Raw genomic sequence first — 19331 nt, 5'->3', positions numbered from 1 at the left:
GGAAATTACAGAGCGCAAGGAGAGCGGTATGGTCCGCCGTCTTCGCCCGGGTCAGAGCATCGCATGGGCGCTGACGCCGGAGACGGCGGTTTCCACGGTTTCCCCCGAAGACGAGGACGATGCATCGTCATTGCCTTCGAGGTCGACGCGCTCGCGCAGCTCCTTGCCTGCCTTGAAGTGCGGCACCTGCTTGCCAGGCACCAGCACCTGTTCCCCCGATTTGGGATTGCGCCCGATACGGGGAGAACGGCGAGATAGCGAAAAGCTGCCAAAGCCGCGGATCTCGATGCGTTGGCCCGAGGCAAGTGCCTGGGCCATCGCATCCAGTACGGTCTTGACCGCGTAATCGGTATCGCGGGCGGCCAGCTGGGGATAGCGGGCCGCCAAGGCGGCGATAAGCTCCGACTTGGTCACGACGACTTAACCGTCGTTGCGCTGTTGGTCCAGCTTGGCCTTCAGCAGGGCCCCAAGGTTGGTGGTGCCCGACGAAGCGCTGGCTTCCGACATGCGCTGGATCGTGTCCGCGGTTTCGGCGTTGTCGCGCGCCTTGATGGACAACTGGATCGAACGCGTCTTGCGGTCGACGTTGACAATCATGGCTTCGATGTTGTCGCCGGCGTTCAGCACGGTCGTGGCATCCTCGACGCGGCCCGAGGAGATCTCGGAAGCGCGCAGATAGCCTTCGACGTCCAGCGACAGCGTGACCACGGCGCCCTTGGGTTCGACCGACTTGATCGTGCCCGGAACAACGGCGCCCTTGTCATGCGTGGCGACGAAGTTGTTGAACGGGTCGCCTTCCAGCTGCTTGATGCCCAGCGAGATGCGTTCCTTGTCGGTATCGATGCCCAGCACCACGGCTTCGATTTCGTCGCCCTTCTTGAAGTTGCGAACGGCTTCTTCGCCGGTTTCGGTCCAGGACAGGTCGGACAGGTGCACCAGGCCATCGATGCCGCCAGGCAGGCCGACGAACACGCCGAAATCGGTGATGGACTTGATCGCGCCCTGCACCTTGTCGCCGCGCTTGAAGTTGACGGCGAACTCTTCCCACGGATTCGGACGGCACTGCTTCATGCCCAGCGAGATGCGGCGACGGTCCTCGTCGATTTCCAGGACCATGACTTCGACTTCCTCGCCCAGCGTCACCACCTTGCGCGGATCGACGTTCTTGTTGGTCCAGTCCATTTCGGAGACGTGCACCAGGCCTTCGATACCTGCCTCGACCTCGACGAAGGCGCCGTAGTCGGTCAGGTTGGTGACCTTGCCGAACAGGCGCGTACCCTGCGGGTAGCGACGAGCCAGGCCCACCCACGGATCTTCGCCCAGTTGCTTGACGCCCAGCGAGACGCGGCTCTTTTCCTGGTCGAACTTGAGGACCTTGGCTTCGACTTCCTGGCCCACCTGCAGGACCTCGGAGGGGTGACGCACGCGGCGCCATGCCATGTCGGTGATGTGCAGCAGGCCGTCGATACCACCCAGGTCGACGAACGCGCCGTAGTCGGTGATGTTCTTGACCACGCCCTTGACCACCGCACCTTCGTGCAGCGTCTCGAGCAGCTTCTGGCGCTCTTCGCCCATGCTGGCTTCCAGCACCTGGCGGCGCGACAGCACCACGTTGTTGCGCTTGCGGTCCAGCTTGATGACCTTGAATTCGAGCGTCTTGCCCTCGTAGGGCGTCGTATCCTTGACCGGACGCAGGTCGACCAGCGAGCCCGGCAGGAACGCGCGAATGCCGTTCGTCATGACGGTCAGGCCGCCCTTCACCTTGCCCGTGATCGTGCCGGTGACGAGTTCGCCGTTGTCGAGCGCCTGCTCCAACTGCAGCCACGCCGACAGACGCTTGGCGCGGTCACGCGACAGGATGGTGTCGCCATAGCCGTTTTCCAGCGAGTCGATGGCCACGGACACGAAGTCGCCGGGATTGACCTCGACTTCGCCCTGGTCGTTCAGGAACTCTTCCAGCGGGATCAGCGCTTCGGACTTCAGTCCGGCGTTGACGACGACGAAGTTATGGTCGATACGCACGACTTCGGCGCTGATGACCTCACCGGACTTCATGTCCTGGTTCTTGAGGCTCTGGGCAAACAGGTCGGCAAAGCTTTCGCCGCCCATGACAGCGGAATCGGCAATGGAGGGATTGGAAGACATTGAGTTGAAATCCATAGGCCGGATGGCCAGGTTATATATGTGCACGCCAACGCGGGTTGCCCGCACCAGCGGAGTGGAACAAAACCAGCAGGACGGCGCCATTCGGGGGCGACGTTCATGCCGGGACCGGTACTTCTGGTACTGCTTACTGCTGTTCTCTTTACTGCTCGCTGCGCTTTTGCTTCTGCTTTACTACTTCTTTTACTGCTCTTCTTTTACTGCTTTTCCTTGCTGCTCTTCTTTACTGCTCTTCCTTTACTGCCCTGCTCCTACGCCCCCTTATCGCGGGCCCCTGGCGCCCCGGCGCCACCCCGGGCGCCGGCATTCCAGAGATCGAGTATGGCCTGCACCGTTTCCTGGGCCGTCATCTTGGACGAATCCAATACCTTGGCGTCTGCGGCGGCCACCAGGGGCGCCACCGTGCGCTGGGTATCGCGGGCGTCGCGCTCGCGCATATCTCTCAGAAGGTCGTCTAGATTAGCAGAAATACCCTTTTCCATCAACTGCTTACGCCGCCTTTCCGCCCGTGCGGCCACATCGGCCACCAGGAATATCTTGAGGGCGGCGTCCGGAAACACGACCGTGCCCATATCCCGTCCGTCCGCCACCAGGCCCGGCGCGCGGCGAAAGGCCCGCTGGCGCTCCAGCAGGGCCTGGCGCACGGGCGCAAAGGCAGCCACCCGCGAGGCGACGTTGCCGACCCGCTCCTGGCGGATGTCATAGCCGACCTCGCGCCCGTCCAGGTAAATGTGGCCGCCCTCGAAGCGCACCTGCAGCGTGCGGGCAATCTCAGCCATCGCGGCTTCGTCTTCCGAGGAAATGCCCCGATCCAGGGCGGCGAGCGCGGTCAAGCGATAGAGCGCGCCGCTGTCCAGCACCGCCCAGCCGAGACGGCGCGCCACTCCATGCGCGACAGTCCCCTTGCCGGAGGCGGTAGGTCCGTCGATAGCGATGACCGGCGGCAGTGGCGAGCCGCTGGCCTGCGAAACCGGATCGGCCTGCGTCATGGGCGTTCCTCGCCGCCGACCAGGGCGGCATAGACCTCGAAGTACGTGGGAAAGGTCTTGCTGACGCAGCCTGGATCCAGGATGCGCACCGCCACCGGCCCGAACGCGGCCAGTGACATGGACATGGCCATGCGGTGATCGTCCCAGGTGCCGATCTCTGCATCGCGCCAGGCCGACACCGCAGGCGGCGTCACTTCGAGCCAGTCCGGGCCGGCGCTTACACCGGCGCCCAGCTTGGCGAGCTCCGTCTGCATGGCATGGATGCGGTCGGTCTCCTTCACGCGCCAACTGCCGATATTGCGCAGGCGGCACGGGCCGTCGGCGTACAGGGCCAGTGCGGCCGCCGTCATGGCGGCGTCGGGTATCAGGTTGAAATCGGTATCGAAGGCGCGCAAGCGTTCACCCCGCCCTACGCGCACCCCGCGCGACTCGATCCAGTCCGGGCCGAAATCGACGTGCGCGCCCATGTCCTGGAGGGTGCGCGCGAACGCCACGTCGCCCTGTATGCTGTCGCGCCCTACTCCGGTGACCCGAACGGGACCGCCGCCGATCACCCCCAGCGCCAGAAAATAGGAGGCCGAAGACGCATCGCCTTCCACGGTGATCGCACCTGGACTGCGATAGGCGACGCCGGCGGGCACGGTGAAACGCGACCACCCCTGGCGCTCGACGTCGACCCCATAGCGGGCCATGAGGTTGAGCGTGATCTCGATATAGGGCTTGGAAATGAGATCGCCCACGATATCGACGACCAGCGGTGTGCCGGTACGGCGGGTATACAGGGGCGCCGCCAGCAGCATGGCCGTCAGGAACTGGCTGGAGACACTGCCCGGCATGCTTACCTGGCCGCCGGCGCGCAGCGCCGCCTCGCCGATTCGAAGGGGCGGATAGCCCGCATTGCCCTCGTAGACCACCCCGGCCCCGAGCGCGCGCAGTGCGTCGACCAGATCGCCGATCGGACGCTCGTGCATACGCGGTACGCCCGAAATCCTGTAATCGCCGCCGAGCATGGCCAGGGCCGCGGTGAGCGGCCGTACCGCCGTGCCGGCATTGCCCAGGAACAAGTCCGCGGACGGAACCGGAAAGCGCCCCGCCCCGCGCACGGTGACCTGCCCCCCGCCCCGCTCGTCCAGCCCGACGCCCAACGCACGCAGCGCGGCCAGCATGACGCGCGTATCGTCGGAGTCCAGCAAACCGCTTATTTCGGTCGTTCCCTCGGCCAACGCCGCCAATAACAGGACGCGGTTCGAAATGCTCTTGGAGCCCGGCAGCGCAACGACGCCGCGGGCCACGTCGGCGTGGGGAAGATCGAGATAATTTGGTCCGCTCATGTAAGCCGTGTCCTGTCGCATTGATGGCCCGCGTCCGTGCAGGGGCGCCAGCACGGACGCACTACTGTTCCGCCTTCCAGGCCCGTCTCAGGCGCGCCGCCTGGTCCAGCAAGGCGAGTATCGACGCGCCGTCTTCCTGATCCAGCGCCCGCTCGGCCTCGTCCAGCACCGCGCGCACCTGTTCGAGTTCGGCTTTCATGGCGTCGCGATTCGACAAGAAGATGTCGCGCCACATTTCCGGCGACCCCGCCGCAATGCGGGTGAAATCGCGGAAGCCGGACCCGGCGATCGCCAGGCGATCGGTGCTGTCGTTCGCGCGCGCGACCTGGGCAACATAGGCGGACGCCAGAAAGTGCGGCACGTGACTGACAGACGCCAGCACCCGGTCATGCGCGGCGGCGTCCATGTCGAGCACACGGGCGCCGCAGGCTTCCCATGCGGCGCGAACCCGGGCGACGTCCTCCGGCGCATTCTCCGGCAAGGGCGTCAGCACCACATTGCGTCCAGTATAAAGATCCGCGTCGGCGGCGTCAGGTCCGACCCGCTCCGCCCCCGCGATGGGGTGGCCGGGGACGAACGCGCCGATGCGGCTTCCCAGCGCTGCGCGTGCCACCCGGACCACTTCCGCCTTGGTACTTCCGGCGTCGCTGATGACCGCGCCTGGATTCAACGCGGGGCCCATGTCCGCCAGGATCGCGCCGAAGGCGCCCACGGGCGCCGCCAGCAGAATCAGATCCGCCCGCGCCGCCGCATCGGCGGCCGTGGCGATCTCGTCGATCAGGCCCAATTCCCGTGCGCGGACCAGCGAAGGGCCATTACGCCCCACCCCCAGCACCCGGCCTACCCGGCCCGCGCGCCGCAAGGCGGCGGCGAAGGAACCACCTATCAGCCCCACGCCGACGATCGCCAGAACGGGGATGGACCCCGCCGGACGCCGTGAATGCGTATCCGCCGGGCCAGCCGTCATGATGCCTTGAGGATCTCGGTGAGCGCGGTGATGAAGCGCGTGTTTTCTTGCGGCAGGCCGATGCTGACGCGCAGCCACTCAGGCAGCCCGTCGCCCGCCACGGGGCGCACGATGACACCGCGCTTGAGCAATTCCAGGTTAATGCGCGGCGCGTCGCCGACGTGCACGAGCACGAAATTGCCGTAGCTCGGGACATAGCGCAACCCCAAGGCATCGAAGGCCCGGCACAGCTGGTCCTTGCCTTCCTTGTTGACGCGATAGGATTGCGCCAGGAACTCGCTGTCCTGCAAGGCGGCGACGGCGGCCGCCTGTGCCAGCGTGTTCACATTGAACGGCTGGCGCACGCGGTTCAGCAGATCGGTCAGCGCCGGCTGCGCCGTGCCGAAGCCCACCCGCAGCCCCGCCAGGCCATAGGCCTTGGAGAACGAACGCGAAACGACCAGATTGGGGAACTCACGCACCCACGCCACGCTGTCGAAACGCAGTTCGGGGTCCAGGTACTCGTTGTAGGCTTCGTCCAGCACGACCACCACCCGCTGCCCATGGCGGGCGCGCACCTGCTCCAGGAAGGCCTGGATCCGCGGCGCCGGCAGAAAGGTGCCGGTGGGATTATTCGGATTTGCGATGAAGACCACGCGCGTATCGTCCGCGATGGCAGCCAGCATGGCGTCCAGATCGTGCCCATAGTCGCGCGCCGGCACGACGATATGGCGGGCACCGCGCGCTTGCGTGGCCAGGCGGTAGACCGCGAAGGAATGCTGTGCGTATACCGCCGACGTGCCCCGCTCGAGCAGCGCGAGCGCGACCAATTCCAGGATATCGTTGGAGCCGTTGCCCAGCGTGATCCAGTCGGTGGGCACGCCATAACGGGCGGACAGCGCGGCTTTCAGGTCGAAGCCGTTGGGATCGGGATAACGTCCCAGGGACGAAGCGGCCTCCAGCATTGCCGCGCGCGCCGACGCGGGCATCCCCAGCGGGTTCTCGTTCGAAGCCAGCTTGACGATGGTGGCTGGGTCCAGGCCGAACTCGCGCGCCAGCTCGTCGATGGGCTTGCCGGCCTGGTAGGGGGCGATAGCCCCGACATGGGCGGGCGCAGCCAGGGATTTGTTCGTATCGGTCATAGCGGATAAGGTTGCAACGTCATGGAGCGGAGCCGGGGCAGCCAGGGAAGGCAAGGCCGGCCATCAGCCGCGCCCCGCGAGAGGTCTGCCCGCCGATTATTGCGCGGGATAGGAGCCGAGAATCTTGAAGAAGGCCACCTGGCTGCGCAGCGCGTCGAAAGCACGTGCGACATGCGGGTCCTGCGCGTGGCCCAGTACGTCGACGTAGAAATAGTATTCCCACTGGCCCGTGCGCGCCGGGCGCGATTCGAAGCGCGTCATGGACACTTTGTTCTCGGCCAGCGGCGCGAGCATCTCGTACACGGCGCCGGCGCGGTTCGGCACGGCCAGGATGAGGCTGGTCTTGTCGTTACCGGTGGGCTGGGGCGCGATGTTGCCCAGGGCCAGGAATCGCGTGCGGTTCTGTGGATCGTCCTGGATACCTGCGCTGACGATCTGCAGCTTCCAGGCGCTGGCGGCGGATTCGCCCGCAATGGCGGCGACCGTGGGATCCTGGGCAGCCACGCGAGCGGCCTCGGCATTGCTGGCCGCGGCGGTGCGCGCCAGCTCCGGATGGTTGCGGCTGAGCCAGCCCTGGCACTGCGCCAGCGCCTGCGGATGCGCCATTACGGTCTTCACGCCGTCGAGCGATCCGGACTGGGTCATGAGGCAATGGCGGATCACCAGGGAACGTTCCCCCATGACCGTCAGCGATGTATTCAGCAGCAGGTCCAGTGTGCGGTTGACCGCGCCTTCGGTGGAGTTTTCCACTGGCACCATCCCGACGTCAGCCTGGCCGGCTTCCAGTGCCCGAAAGACCTCGTCGAAGGACGGACAGGGCAATTTGTTGACGGCATCGCCGAAATGCTCCAGCGCCGCCTGCTCCGAATAGGAGCCTTCGGGCCCCAGATACGCCAGGGCGAGCCCACGCTCCAGGCCGCGGCACGCCGATATGATCTGCGTCCAGACCGAAGCCACCGCGTCGGGCGGCAGCGGGCCTGCGTTCAATTGCTGCAAGCGGCGAATGACCTCGGCCTCTCGGTCGGGGCGCAGCACCGGGCCATCGGCGTGCTCGGCGTGTTTCACTTCGCCGACCTCCACCGCGGTGCGGGCCCGCTGGTTCAACAGGTCGAGGATCTGCACGTCGAGCGCGTCGATACGCTCACGCAAGGGTCGCAGCTTGTCGGCAAGGGAGTCAGCCATGTCGTCGTTCGAAATCCTGCATATAGGCCACCAAGGACTGCACCGCCTCCAGTGGCACGGCGTTGTAGATCGAAGCCCGCATGCCCCCCACGCTTTTGTGCCCCTTCAGTTGGGTCAGTCCCGCCTGGTCCGCGCCCTTGAGGAAGGCGTCGTTGAGCGATTCGTCATGCAGGACGAATGGCACGTTCATGCGCGAACGCACCGGGGCGTGGATCGGGTTGCGGTAGAAATTCGTACGGTCCAGATAACCGTATAACAGTTGGGCCTTGGAAATATTCCGTTGTTCCAGCGCGGCCACCCCGCCCTGCGCCTTGATCCACTTGAACACCAGGCCGGCGACATAGATGGCGTACGTCGGCGGCGTGTTGAAGCGGGAATGCTCCGGCGCCACATTGGCATAGTCGAAGGCGGATGGGCACACAGGCAGGGCATGACCGATCAGGTCGCGGCGGATGACCACCACCGTGACGCCGGCCGGGCCCGCGTTCTTCTGCGCGCCGGCGTAGACCATGCCGGTCCGGGAAACATCCAGTTGCCGGGACAGGAAATGTGAAGACGCGTCCACGACCAGCGGCACATCGTCCGACACGCCGAGGCGATCCGCCGTCGGCCAATCGCTGAACTCCACGCCGCCCACCGTCTCGTTACTGCAGAAATGCAGGTAGGCCGCGTCCTGGCGGACCTTCCACGTTTCCACCGGCGGCACCCAGGTCCAGGGTTTCTGCAATTGACCGTCGAGTTCGACCTCGCTGCCGCTGGTAGCGGCCACATGGATGTCCCCGTACTTGGCGGCCTCTTTGTGGGACTTAACGGACCACTGGCCGGTCAATACATAGTCGGCCGCCGCACGGCCGCGCCGGCCGATCAGGTTCATGGGAACGATGGCGTTTTCCGCGGTCGCGCCGCCCTGCATGAAGAGGATGGCATAGTCGTCCGAGACCCCGAGCAGATCACGCAAGTCCTGTTCGGCCTCGTCGCAGATCTGCACGAACTGCTTGCCCCGATGGCTCATTTCCATCACGGACATGCCGCTGCCGTGCCAGTCGAGCATTTCGGCCGCCGCCTGTTGCAGCACGGCTTCGGGCAGGGCCGATGGCCCCGCCGAGAAATTCCATGGACGCGCCATCACTCCTCCGTGGGCTCAGTCGATTCGCCGTTGTCGGCCGCGTCGGCCGGCGTTTGGCCTTCCTCGGTGTCGGCCTCGATATCGAGGTCGGCATCACTTTCAACCACGCGGCGGACGCCCGAGAGGTGGCTGCCATCGTCGACACTGATCAACGTGACGCCCTGCGTGGCGCGGCCCATTTCGCGGATCTCCGATACGCGGGTACGGACCAGCACGCCGCCGGTGGTGATCAGCATGATTTCATCGGACGGCGTGACGAGCACCGCTCCCACGACCTTGCCGTTGCGCGAGCTGGTCTGGATTGCGATCATGCCCTTCGTGCCACGCCCGTGGCGCGTGTATTCAGTGATGGGCGTACGCTTGCCAAAGCCGTTTTGCGTCGCCGTCAGCACGCTCTGCGCTTCGTCCCCCGCCACCAGCATGGCGATGACCCCCTGGCTATCCTCCAGCATCATGCCGCGGACGCCGCGGGCGTTGCGGCCCATGGGGCGCACGTCGTTTTCGTCGAAACGCACGGCCTTGCCGGCATCCGAGAAGAGCATGACGTCGTGCTTGCCATCGGTCAGGTCGGCGCCGATGAGGAAGTCGCCCTCATCCAGGTCGACGGCGATGATGCCCGCCTTGCGTGGATTGGAGAAGTCCGAAAGCGGCGTCTTTTTCACGGTACCGCGCGAAGTCGCCATGAACACGTAGTGATCCTCGCTGAACTCCTTGACCGGGAGCACGACGTTGATTTTTTCGCCGTCGATCAGCGGGAACATGTTGACGATGGGCTTGCCGCGCGATGTACGCGTCCCTTGGGGGACTTCCCAGACCTTCAGCCAGTAGACCCGGCCGCGATTGGAGAAGCACAGCAGGAAATCGTGCGTGTTGGCGATGAAGAGCTGGTCGATCCAGTCGTCTTCCTTCATCGCGGTGGCCTGCTTGCCGCGACCGCCACGTTTCTGGGCCCGATATTCCGACAGAGGCTGGCTCTTGATATAGCCGCCATGCGACAGCGTCACCACCATGTCGGTCGGCGTAATGAGGTCTTCGGTATCCAGCTCGGTCGCGTTGAGCTCGATCTCCGAGCGGCGCACATCCTTGGCGCCGGTGGAAAACTCCGCCTTGATGGCCTGCAGCTCGTCGCCGATGATGCTCGTAATACGCTCGGGCCGGGCAAGGATATCGAGCAGGTCGGCGATGGTCGCCATGACCTCCTTGTATTCGCCGACGATCTTGTCCTGCTCCAGACCGGTCAGGCGCTGCAGGCGCATATTCAGGATTTCCTGCGCCTGCGTATCGCTCAGCCGATACAGGCCGTCGCTCTGCATGCCGTAGGCCGGCAGCAGGTCGTCCGGCCGGTACGCCGCGATACCGCCCGGCGTGTCGCCATCGGCGCGCGACAACATCTCGCGTACCAGTGACGAATCCCAGGTCCGGGCCATCAATTCCTGGCGCGCCACCGGCGGAGTCGGCGCCGCCTTGATGATGGCGATGAATTCGTCGATATTGGCCAGGGCCACCGCCAGGCCTTCCAGCACATGGCCCCGCTCGCGCGCCTTGCGCAGTTGGAACACCGTGCGGCGGGTCACCACTTCCCGTCGATGCTGCAGGAAGTACTCCACCATCTGCTTCAGGTTGAGCAGGCGCGGCTGGCCATCCACCAGCGCGACCAGGTTCATCCCGAAAGTGTCCTGCAACTGCGTATTCTTATAGAGGTTGTTCAGCACCACCTCTGGGACTTCGCCGCGCTTGAGCTCGATGACCAGGCGCATCCCGTCCTTATCCGATTCGTCCCGGATATCGGAAATGCCCTCGATCTTCTTTTCGTTGACCAGTTCGGCGATGCGCTCCTGCAGCGTCTTCTTGTTGACCTGGAAGGGGATGGCGTCGATCACGATCGCCTGCCGGTTCCCCTTTTCCATGTCCTCGATGTGCGTCTTGGCGCGCATGACCACACGCCCGCGGCCGGTACGATAGCCTTCCCGCACGCCAGCCAGCCCGTAGATGATCCCCCCCGTGGGGAAATCCGGCGCAGGAATCAGTTCGATCAACTCCTCCACGCCGCATCCGGGATTGCGCAGGCAATAAAGGCACCCGTCGATGACCTCCTGGAGGTTGTGCGGCGGGATATTGGTGGCCATGCCGACCGCGATCCCCGAGCTGCCGTTCACCAGCAGGTTGGGCAGGCGCGAGGGTAGCAGCAGCGGTTCTTTTTCGCTGCCGTCGTAGTTGGGCCCGAAGTCGACCGTTTCCTGGTCGATGTCCGCGAGCAACTCGTGGGCGATCTTGGCCAACCTGATTTCGGTGTAACGCATCGCCGCGGCGTTATCGCCGTCGATCGACCCGAAGTTCCCCTGCCCATCCACCAGCATGTAGCGCAGCGAGAAGTCCTGAGCCATCCGGACGATGGAGTCGTAAACCGCCTGGTCGCCATGCGGGTGATACTTACCGATGACGTCGCCCACGATACGGGCCGACTTCTTATAGGGTCGATTCCAGTCATTGTTCAGTTCGTGCATGGCGAACAGCACGCGCCGGTGCACGGGTTTCAGCCCATCCCGAACATCGGGCAGGGCCCGCCCCACGATCACGCTCATGGCGTAATCGAGGTAACTGCGACGCATCTCTTCTTCCAGCGATACCGGAAGCGTCTCCTTGGCGAAGGAATCCATATATGTAAGTAAGTGGCGACTCGAGTGATGCCGTGGCCCGTGGCGACCCGTGGCGACTTTACGACCGAAGCCCGGGCAGCCGCCGCGACGCCATAGGTGTCGACATTGCGGCTGCACACTGCCGGGCCGTGCCACGCGGCATGCCCGCCGGGCAAACAGGAAATTCTATCATTCGTAGCCCTCGCCACGCTTCGGGGCAGCAGTCTGCCGGCACGGCGGCGAGCACCCGTGACGCGCCGCGCTACACATTTGGCGGCCGTCAGAGGCCTGTTGCCAAAAACCAACATAGGGCGTGGACTGGGCGGGGAAATACTCCCGTCCGGCATGAATGCGCGGGCCAGGGCACGACAAATGCCTTAAGATTGTTTCCAGCACGCAGGAAACCCAGTCGCAATTCTTTGAACCTATTCTTGGCGTTGCTATACTGGCCCCGTTTTCCTGATAGCGGCGGGGGTTCGCTGCGAGTCACTTATCCAGCTTCAAGCTCAACGAGGAGAAACATGAACAAACCCTCCAAATTCGCTCTGGCGCTCGCGTTCGCCGCCGTCACGGCCTCCGGTGCAGCCTCGGCCCAGACCGTCGACAACTGGCGCAACCCGTTCGGCAACGTGTGGAAGAACGGCACCAACGAATTGTGCTGGCGCGATGCGTTCTGGACCCCCGCCACCGGTATCCCCGGATGTGATGGCGTGCCGGTCGCCCAGGCGCCCCGTGCTCCGGCCCCCACGCCGGTCGCCGCGAAGGTCGTCTACAACGCCGACACCTTCTTCGACTTCGACAAGTCGACGCTGAAGCCGGAAGGCCGCCAACTGCTGGATCAGGTTGCTCAGCAAGCGAACGGCATGAATCTCGAGACCATCATCGCCGTGGGCCACACCGATTCCATCGGTACGGAAGCCTACAACCAGAAGCTGTCCGAGCGGCGTGCCGCCTCGGTCAAGACCTACCTGGTCAGCAAGGGCGTCGATGCCAACCGTATCTACACGGAAGGCAAGGGCGAGTCGCAACCCATCGCGACGAACTCGACCGCTGCTGGTCGTGCCCAGAACCGCCGCGTGGAAATCGAAATCGTGGGCACGCGGGCTGGCACCGCTGCGCCGGCGAGCACGGCACCTGGCACTACGGCTCCCCGTCGCTAAGCGATACGGGCGCTACAATGAAAGGCCTCGCTCAGCGAGGCCTTTTTTTATGTCCGCCGCCCGGGGCGACTGGCCCGGGCGCACGTTGAGCGCCGGCCAGGAAATTGCGTGCGGTGTCTGCGGTTCTACCGCAGCCGGGCATCCCATTCCAGCGCTGCCGGGCGCCGGCGGCCCTCCTGCCCCGCGCTGGCGGACAGCCCTCTAATATATAGACTCCAAGAACACAGCCGTTCCCGCCATGACGCACACGCCCTCTTCCGCCCCGCCCGCCAACGCCGATCAGGCCGAACTGGCCAAGTTCAGCGCCTTGGCCGCACGCTGGTGGGACCCGGACAGCGAGTTCAAGCCCCTGCACGCGATCAATCCACTGCGCCTGGACTGGATCCGGCAGGCGACCGGCGGGCTGGCAGGAAAACGGGTGCTGGACGTGGGATGCGGAGGCGGCATCCTGTCGGAAAGCATGGCCGTGGATGGCGCCGCCGTCACCGGCATCGACCTTGCCGAAAAGTCGCTCAAGGTTGCGCGCCTGCACGGCCTGGAATCCGGGGTGAAAGTCGACTATCGTGCGGTGGCGGTAGAGCAGCTGGCGGCAGAGCAGCCCGCCAGCTATGACATCGTTACATGCATGGAGATGCTTGAGCATGTGCCGGATCCCGGCTCCGTCGTCCGCGCGTGCGCCGAGCTGGTCAAGCCGGATGGCTGGGTGTTCTTCTCCACCCTGAACCGCAACCCCAAGTCTTTCCTGTATGCCATTGTGGGTGCGGAATACGTGCTGCGCCTGCTGCCGCGCGGCACCCATAGTTACGAGAATTTCATCAAGCCCAGCGAGTTGGCGACCAGCGCGCGGGCGGCCGGGCTCCAGCCGGTCAAAATAAGCGGCATGACGTACAACCCGCTGACGCAAGTCTATGGCCTTTCGGCCGACGCATCGGTGAACTATCTGATGGCGACGCGGAAATGAGCGCCCTCATCCTGTTCGATTTCGACGGCACCCTGGCCGACACGGCCCCCGATCTGGCGGCGGCCGCGAACCGCCAACGCGTACGGCGCGGGCTGGAACCCATGCCTTATGAACTGCTGCGTCCGGTCGCCTCGCAAGGCGCCCGGGGGTTGCTGCGCGTCGCGCTGGCTATGGAGCCCGACCATCCGGAGTTCCCCGATGCGCGTGCTCAGTTCCTGGAGGACTACGCGGCCAGTTCGACGCAATACACCCGCCTGTTCCCCGGCATTGCCGAGCTGCTGGTCGATATCCGGCGCAAGGGTCACGCGTGGGGAATCGTGACCAACAAGGTCACGCACCTGACCATGCCCATCGTCGAGTTCCTCGCCCTGACCGAGAGCGCGTCGGCCCTGGTCTGCGGCGACACGGCACCCCGCGCCAAGCCGTACCCCGATCCTCTGCTCCACGCAGCGGCGCAGGCCGGGTATTCGCCGTCCCGCTGTGTGTACGTGGGCGACGACCTGCGGGATATCCAGGCTGCACATGCGGCAGGCATGCCGGGAGTCGCCGCCGGCTATGGCTACCTGGGGGGCGACCACGACATCACGCTGTGGGAAGCGGACGCACGAGCGGACACGCCGCAGGATCTCTGGCGCGCCATCGAAAGCGTTCTCCCGCCGGATGCGCCGCCTTCCTCTTGAAATCCTGCCGATTGTCCGCACGTAGTCTGCTGTCGCGGGAGCAAGTCTCCAGCGCTCGCCCGTCGCATTGCATACCGTCTACGTGCGGCAGCGGCAAAGGGGCGTTGAGGGTACAATAGCGACAACTGGGGCCGATCCGGATTCGACGTGGGTCGCGAAACAGTGCAGGGCATGCCGAGCACCAGTTCGCTCGTAAATCCACTGGAAAACCATAAACGCCAACGACGCGTTCTTTGCCCCTCAACTCGCGAAAGCGGCTTAAGTAGGGCTCGCTGCACTGATTTGTCTTTGGGTCAGGCGGAGGGAGGCAACTTCCTAGAAGGCAACTTCGAACCGCAGCAGCGTCATTTACAAAGAATCGGTATGTACTGGGGTCACACGGTGCATGCTTAAACTACGTGAATCGCCTCGGTCCGGCCTGTCGGCTGGCTAAGTCCGAGGTTAAAACCAAATAGGCCGACTACGCATGTAGAACTGCCTGCAGAGGGCTTGCGGACGGGGGTTCAATTCCCCCCGGCTCCACCAGAATAGACAGCAGTAACCAGTGACAGACAGGGCGGACGGGTAGCACCGTACCGCCCTTTTCTGTCTATGACAGGCTACGGTTTCGTACCGAATTCGCACCAGATTCGCACGAGCGTCAAGCGAACCGCGAGGATTTAGTGCGCAGACCGTGGCCATCCTTTTCACCCCGGGGCGACCGCGTTTAAAGACACTTCCAGGCTGCGACGTTTACGACATAGAGCGCAACGCCAGGACATTCCAGGGCGGTAAGCCTGTAGCGGCGGCACTCAAGGAGGCGGTCAATGAAAGAGCGCGCCATCCTGGCCGCCACGACCTTAGTAGGTCAGTGGGTAAGGCACCCCGTTTTCATCGACGGATTCGATGCGCTCCACAACAGCATCAGCAGCGGTCTTCGCATCGCTAAGCTGCAGGAACGTGTGATCCGTGACGACTCGAAAGAACCGGCCCGAATCAGGGCGGCCTTCCTTCTGAGTCGTGACATCGGCAATTGCGGGCACATCGCCCGATTGGAACGCGCCGCTATACACAGTCCAACCATCAATTTCACGTGCGCTCATCCTTCTCTCCATCCTTTTATGTCAGCAAGGATCGTAGCATGCCCCCCCAAACCCGCCCTCGACGTCCTGCTGTCCACTGCACGCCACCTGACCGAAGACGGAGACGGCGCGATCGAGTTGTGCTGGCAGCCACAGCGTTGACGCATGGATTGACACTGGTCACGTGCAAGGAACGAAATTTCATCACCCGGGCCCGGATGTCACCAATCCCCGGGACGCCTGAATCGATAGAAGAATCCTCTCCGGGAATGGACACGCCACCGCAAAGGCGCCGCGCGAAGCCTCAAGATAAGCTTGGCCTGCCATGGGGCGAGTCATGCCCTGCCACGACATATGGAGAACCATGAGCGCCATCCACTTGAGCCGCGTTATCCGAGCCGATGCCGCGGAACTGATTGCGGCCAACCTTGCGAACCAGGCCTACCATTCGCCTTGGGTGACGCCTTTCACCGACGTCGCTGGATTCGATAATTGGTTCTACCGCTGCCTCACCGGCCCGAACATCGGTCTCGTGGCACGGGAATCCGTATCGAACCGCGTGGTTGGCGTGATCAATCTGAACGAGATTGTGGCGGGCGCGTTCAACAGCGCCTATCTCGGCTATTACGGAATGTCCGAGTTCAGCCGCCAGGGGCTGATGACGGCTGCACTGCGCGAGGCCATACGCTTCGCCTTCGTGGACATGGGACTGCATCGACTGGAAGCCAACATACAACCCGGCAATGTCGCCTCGCTGGCATTGGTGCGTCGATTAGGCTTCAGGAAGGAAGGCTTCTCGCCGAAATATCTGCGCATAGATGAGGTGTGGCGCGACCATGAGCGATGGGCGCTGCTCCCCCACCTACCGGCCTGAACTCCATCCCGAATGGCACCAACGGTTCGACGGGCGTACCGTTCCACCGTCCCGCCGTGCCCGACCACGTGCCGGAAAGCCGTCCCGGGCGGTACAGACGGAACGGCGCCGGCCGCCTATGGAAACGTCCGCATACTGCGCCATAGCCGAGCCGACCATTTATTCCCCAATCAATTGCTGCAAACGATCCAGCAGGGGCCGTTGGCCTGCCAGTATCTTTTCTGCGGCTAGCGGCAGGGTAAACCACTCGGCGCGGTCGACTTCGGGGAAGGTACGGATGCGGCCGCTGCGCGGGGGCCACTCCATCTCGAAGGTGTTGCTGCGCAGCGCCGCGGTATCGAAATCGCCTTCCACCGCGAAGGCCGTAACGCGCTTGCCGCCAGCTTGGCGCACTTCACCCAGGGGTTGCAGCAGGCCCTGCGGCGGTGCACCGAGCTCTTCGGCGAATTCGCGCACGGCGACATCCCGAAGTTGCTCGCCCAAATTCGCCTCCCCTTTGGGGATGGACCACGCGCCCGTATCCCGCCTGGCCCAGAACGGGCCGCCGGGATGGACAAGCAAGACGGCAAGCCCATTGTTGCCGCGGCGGTACATCAGGATTCCTGCGCTGGCCAAGCCCATACGTGTGATTGATCAGGATGCGCTCCGTGCGGCGCATGCGGGCACGTGGCGAGTCGGTCAAGTCTATCAAGAACGCCGGGCGCAGCCCCGTTCCCGCCTGACAACGGAAACAGATCAACCGCGCGGCCCTCATACATCGGCGCCAAGGCAGCCTCGCAATTCCCATCAGCCTGAGCAACGGAACAGTCTTGTGCCCGCGAAGGCCAAACCGTCCCGGCCGCCGTGGCGCCAGGGCGGCCGGCCCACGGGGGGGTCCGACAAAGCAGCGTCGCTCAGCTCGCGACGGAAGCCGCTCCCGGTACCGGGTCGGTGACTCGGGCGTCGGCGGGCGCGTCGAGCAGCCAGCGGTAGATCAGGCCGCCCAGGACGCCGCCCACCAGCGGTACCAGCCAGAACATCCACAATTGTGCGATCGCCCAGCTGCCCTGGAAAATGGCCACCCCCGTGCTGCGCGCCGGGTTGACCGATGTGTTGGTCACCGGAATGCTGATCAAGTGGATCAAGGTCAGGGCCAGCCCGATGGCGAGCGGAGCGAACCCGGCAGGGGCGCGCTTGTCCGTCACGCCATGGATGACGATAAGAAAAAACGCCGTCAGCACGAGTTCGGCCACCATGCACGCCAGCAGGCTATAGCCGCCGGGCGAGTGGGCGCCATAGCCGTTGGACGCGAAACCGGCCGTCGGATCGAAGCCCGTCTTGCCACTGGCGATGAGGAACAGCACGGCGCCCGCCGCGATGCCGCCGATCACCTGGGCGATCACATACGGGGCGACATCCTTGGCCGGGATGCGCCCTCCGGCCCACAGGCCTACCGTCACCGCGGGATTGAAGTGTCCGCCGGAGACATGTCCGACCGCATAGGCCATGGTGACGACGGTCAGTCCGAACGCCAATGCCACACCCGCGAAACCTATGCCCAGTTGCGGATATGCGGCGGCAAGCACCGCCGAGCCGCAGCCGCCAAACACCAGCCAGAACGTGCCCAGGAACTCCGCGAAACAACGCTTGCCCATCATCATCTCCTCGTGCGTGTTGCTGTCCGCGGCCCCCATGAAGCCTTGGACGAGTCAAGCCACGATGCCGTGGCCACGTGCCGACGCCGCCCAGCACAGTTGGCAAACGTAACAGCGGCGGTAGCGTGACGAGTGTACAAAGAATGTGACAAATCGCGTAGCCACTGGATGAGCACGGCCCTTGAGCACCGCGCCCACAATACGTGCCGCGCACGGGCACGGCCGGGCACGGCTCATGGGTACCGCAGCAGCCTTGGCGCAGCGGTGCAATAATCGCGGATTCCGCCGGAGTAAGCCGTGAATCGCCTGGACGACCCTTCTCATGACCGCGAAGTCGGCAATGCCGACTCCACGCTGGATACCACCCGCATCGACGACGTACGCATCGGCGCGGTGCGGCCGCTGATTTCCCCCGCCCTGCTGCTGGACGAATTGCCGGTGTCGCCCGCCATCCAGGACCTGGTGGAAGGCACGCGCGGCGCCATCGCCGATATCCTGCATGGGCGCGACGACCGCCTGGTAGCCGTGGTGGGGCCCTGCTCCATCCACGACCATGACCAGGCCATGGACTACGCCCGCCTGCTCAAGTGCGCCGCCGACGAGCTGTCCGAGGATCTGTTGATCGTCATGCGCGTGTACTTCGAGAAGCCGCGCACGACCGTGGGCTGGAAGGGCTACATCAACGACCCGCGCCTGGACGGGAGTTATCGCATCAACGAAGGCCTGCGCCGCGCCCGCGAACTGCTGCTCGACATTGCGGACATGGGCTTGCCCACCGGCACGGAATTCCTGGACCTGCTCAGCCCCCAGTTCATCGCCGACCTTATCGCCTGGGGCGCCATAGGCGCCCGCACCACGGAAAGCCAGAGCCATCGGCAACTGTCTTCGGGCCTGAGCTGTCCGCTGGGCTTCAAGAACGGCACGGACGGCGGCGTGCAGATCGCCGCCGACGCCATCGTCGCCGCACGCGCTCCGCATGCCTTCATGGGAATGACGAAGATGGGCATGGCCGCCATTTTCGAGACGCGTGGAAACGACGATACGCACGTGATCCTGCGCGGCGGCAAGCAAGGTCCCAACTACGATGCCGCCAGCATCGATGCATGCGCGACGATCCTTGCCCGCGCGGGGCTGCGCCAACAGGTCATGGTGGATTGCTCGCACGCCAATTCGAACAAGTCGCACAGCCGGCAGGCCGATGTGGCGGCCGATCTGGCAAGCCAGATCGCCGGCGGCGACCGTCGCATCATCGGCGTGATGATAGAAAGCCATCTGGAAGAAGGCCGGCAGGACCTGACCCCCGGCGCGCCCTTGCGCCGCGGCGTCTCCATTACGGATGCCTGCCTGGGTTGGGCGCAGACGGAACCTGTGCTGCGTCAGCTGGCGCAGGCGGTGCGAACCCGGCGCGGCTGACAGTTTTTCTACAGCTTGGCGGCGTATGCTGGC

Annotated in this window: 17 protein-coding genes and 1 other RNA gene; 6 read left to right on the top strand and 12 right to left on the bottom strand. The window is 64.6% G+C overall.

Annotated elements, in window-relative coordinates; genetic code table 11:
• Positions 1–51 precede the first annotated feature (51 nt).
• The 9 genes from BAU07_RS08310 to gyrA form a co-directional block, all read right to left on the bottom strand.
• Entirely contained in the window at positions 52–414 is a 363-nt protein-coding gene (locus BAU07_RS08310) for an integration host factor subunit beta (RefSeq protein ID WP_066655959.1), read from the bottom strand.
• Positions 415–420: 6 nt separating this feature from the next.
• Positions 421–2160, bottom strand: a complete 1740-nt coding sequence (rpsA, locus tag BAU07_RS08305) for a 30S ribosomal protein S1 (RefSeq protein WP_066655957.1) — start codon at positions 2158–2160, stop codon at positions 421–423.
• Between the two features lie 254 nt (positions 2161–2414).
• Positions 2415–3152, bottom strand: coding sequence for a (d)CMP kinase (cmk, locus tag BAU07_RS08300; RefSeq protein WP_066655954.1), 738 nt, complete (start codon positions 3150–3152; stop codon positions 2415–2417).
• Entirely contained in the window at positions 3149–4483 is a 1335-nt protein-coding gene (gene aroA / locus BAU07_RS08295) for a 3-phosphoshikimate 1-carboxyvinyltransferase (protein WP_066655951.1), read from the bottom strand. The genes cmk and aroA overlap by 4 nt, the downstream gene beginning before the upstream one ends.
• A gap of 61 nt (positions 4484–4544) precedes the next feature.
• Positions 4545–5450 carry a prephenate dehydrogenase gene (locus tag BAU07_RS08290; protein WP_066655947.1) on the bottom strand — a complete coding sequence of 302 codons (906 nt, stop codon included), beginning with the start codon at positions 5448–5450 and terminating at the stop codon, positions 4545–4547.
• Positions 5447–6571, bottom strand: coding sequence for a histidinol-phosphate transaminase (hisC, locus tag BAU07_RS08285; RefSeq protein ID WP_066655938.1), 1125 nt, complete (start codon positions 6569–6571; stop codon positions 5447–5449). Before hisC ends, BAU07_RS08290 begins: the two co-directional genes overlap by 4 nt.
• 96 nt (positions 6572–6667) lie before the next feature.
• Positions 6668–7753: a prephenate dehydratase gene (gene pheA, locus BAU07_RS08280; protein WP_066655926.1), complete on the bottom strand. Its 1086-nt coding sequence runs from the start codon at positions 7751–7753 to the stop codon at positions 6668–6670.
• Positions 7746–8879, bottom strand: a complete 1134-nt coding sequence (gene serC, locus BAU07_RS08275) for a 3-phosphoserine/phosphohydroxythreonine transaminase (RefSeq protein ID WP_066655924.1) — start codon at positions 8877–8879, stop codon at positions 7746–7748. The genes pheA and serC overlap by 8 nt, the downstream gene beginning before the upstream one ends.
• A complete protein-coding gene (gene gyrA, locus BAU07_RS08270) occupies positions 8879–11536 on the bottom strand; it encodes a DNA gyrase subunit A (protein WP_066655922.1) in 2658 nt (885 codons plus the stop codon). The genes serC and gyrA overlap by 1 nt, the downstream gene beginning before the upstream one ends.
• Before the next feature lie 500 nt (positions 11537–12036).
• Between gyrA and ompA the strand changes: the two genes are divergently transcribed.
• The 4 genes from ompA (at position 12037) to ssrA (ending at position 14841) form a co-directional block, all read left to right on the top strand.
• On the top strand, positions 12037–12675 hold the full coding sequence (gene ompA / locus BAU07_RS08265; RefSeq protein ID WP_066655920.1) for an outer membrane protein OmpA: 639 nt from the start codon (positions 12037–12039) through the stop codon (positions 12673–12675).
• A 238-nt stretch (positions 12676–12913) separates the two neighbouring features.
• On the top strand, positions 12914–13636 hold the full coding sequence (gene ubiG, locus BAU07_RS08260; RefSeq protein WP_066655917.1) for a bifunctional 2-polyprenyl-6-hydroxyphenol methylase/3-demethylubiquinol 3-O-methyltransferase UbiG: 723 nt from the start codon (positions 12914–12916) through the stop codon (positions 13634–13636).
• Positions 13633–14316: an HAD-IA family hydrolase gene (locus BAU07_RS08255; RefSeq protein ID WP_066655915.1), complete on the top strand. Its 684-nt coding sequence runs from the start codon at positions 13633–13635 to the stop codon at positions 14314–14316. The genes ubiG and BAU07_RS08255 overlap by 4 nt, the downstream gene beginning before the upstream one ends.
• A 127-nt stretch (positions 14317–14443) precedes the next feature.
• Positions 14444–14841: a transfer-messenger RNA gene (gene ssrA, locus BAU07_RS08250) on the top strand.
• Positions 14842–15155: 314 nt separating this feature from the next.
• Here ssrA and BAU07_RS27115 read toward each other — a convergent pair.
• A complete protein-coding gene (locus BAU07_RS27115; RefSeq protein WP_157122115.1) occupies positions 15156–15398 on the bottom strand; it encodes a hypothetical protein in 243 nt (80 codons plus the stop codon).
• A 343-nt stretch (positions 15399–15741) separates the two neighbouring features.
• Here BAU07_RS27115 and BAU07_RS08240 point away from each other — a divergent pair, with 343 nt between their 5' ends.
• Positions 15742–16251 (top strand): GNAT family N-acetyltransferase, encoded by a 510-nt coding sequence (locus tag BAU07_RS08240; protein ID WP_066655911.1) that lies wholly within the window; start codon positions 15742–15744, stop codon positions 16249–16251.
• Between the two features lie 159 nt (positions 16252–16410).
• Here the strand turns inward: BAU07_RS08240 and BAU07_RS08235 are convergent, their stop codons facing one another.
• Complete coding sequence (locus tag BAU07_RS08235) at positions 16411–16845, bottom strand: NUDIX hydrolase (RefSeq protein WP_232338267.1); 435 nt, start codon at positions 16843–16845, stop codon at positions 16411–16413.
• Positions 16846–17144: 299 nt separating this feature from the next.
• Positions 17145–17891, bottom strand: a complete 747-nt coding sequence (gene aqpZ / locus BAU07_RS08230; protein ID WP_232338327.1) for an aquaporin Z — start codon at positions 17889–17891, stop codon at positions 17145–17147.
• A 291-nt stretch (positions 17892–18182) separates the two neighbouring features.
• Between aqpZ and BAU07_RS08225 the strand changes: the two genes are divergently transcribed.
• Positions 18183–19298 (top strand): 3-deoxy-7-phosphoheptulonate synthase, encoded by a 1116-nt coding sequence (locus tag BAU07_RS08225; RefSeq protein ID WP_066655900.1) that lies wholly within the window; start codon positions 18183–18185, stop codon positions 19296–19298.
• Positions 19299–19331: the final 33 nt, after the last annotated feature.

This window comes from Bordetella flabilis (genome assembly GCF_001676725.1).
Classification (GTDB): Bacteria; Pseudomonadota; Gammaproteobacteria; order Burkholderiales; family Burkholderiaceae_B; genus Bordetella_C; species Bordetella_C flabilis.
The sequence above is the reverse complement of the archived record's forward strand: the minus strand, read 5'-3'. Positions and strand labels throughout refer to the sequence as shown.

Bases quoted from the DNA above. Each gene is read 5' to 3' on its own strand.
- hisC (WP_066655938.1), bottom strand. From the start codon at position 6,571: ATGACCGATACGAACAAATCCCTGGCTGCGCCCGCCCATGTCGGGGCT.
- aroA (WP_066655951.1), bottom strand. From the start codon at position 4,483: ATGAGCGGACCAAATTATCTCGATCTTCCCCACGCCGACGTGGCCCGC.
- gyrA (WP_066655922.1), bottom strand. From the start codon at position 11,536: ATGGATTCCTTCGCCAAGGAGACGCTTCCGGTATCGCTGGAAGAAGAG.
- BAU07_RS08290 (WP_066655947.1), bottom strand. From the start codon at position 5,450: ATGACGGCTGGCCCGGCGGATACGCATTCACGGCGTCCGGCGGGGTCC.
- ubiG (WP_066655917.1), top strand. From the start codon at position 12,914: ATGACGCACACGCCCTCTTCCGCCCCGCCCGCCAACGCCGATCAGGCC.
- BAU07_RS08255 (WP_066655915.1), top strand. From the start codon at position 13,633: ATGAGCGCCCTCATCCTGTTCGATTTCGACGGCACCCTGGCCGACACG.
- serC (WP_066655924.1), bottom strand. From the start codon at position 8,879: ATGGCGCGTCCATGGAATTTCTCGGCGGGGCCATCGGCCCTGCCCGAA.
- BAU07_RS27115 (WP_157122115.1), bottom strand. From the start codon at position 15,398: ATGAGCGCACGTGAAATTGATGGTTGGACTGTGTATAGCGGCGCGTTC.
- pheA (WP_066655926.1), bottom strand. From the start codon at position 7,753: ATGGCTGACTCCCTTGCCGACAAGCTGCGACCCTTGCGTGAGCGTATC.
- aqpZ (WP_232338327.1), bottom strand. From the start codon at position 17,891: ATGATGATGGGCAAGCGTTGTTTCGCGGAGTTCCTGGGCACGTTCTGG.
- ompA (WP_066655920.1), top strand. From the start codon at position 12,037: ATGAACAAACCCTCCAAATTCGCTCTGGCGCTCGCGTTCGCCGCCGTC.
- BAU07_RS08235 (WP_232338267.1), bottom strand. From the start codon at position 16,845: ATGTACCGCCGCGGCAACAATGGGCTTGCCGTCTTGCTTGTCCATCCC.
- BAU07_RS08240 (WP_066655911.1), top strand. From the start codon at position 15,742: ATGAGCGCCATCCACTTGAGCCGCGTTATCCGAGCCGATGCCGCGGAA.
- rpsA (WP_066655957.1), bottom strand. From the start codon at position 2,160: ATGGATTTCAACTCAATGTCTTCCAATCCCTCCATTGCCGATTCCGCT.
- cmk (WP_066655954.1), bottom strand. From the start codon at position 3,152: ATGACGCAGGCCGATCCGGTTTCGCAGGCCAGCGGCTCGCCACTGCCG.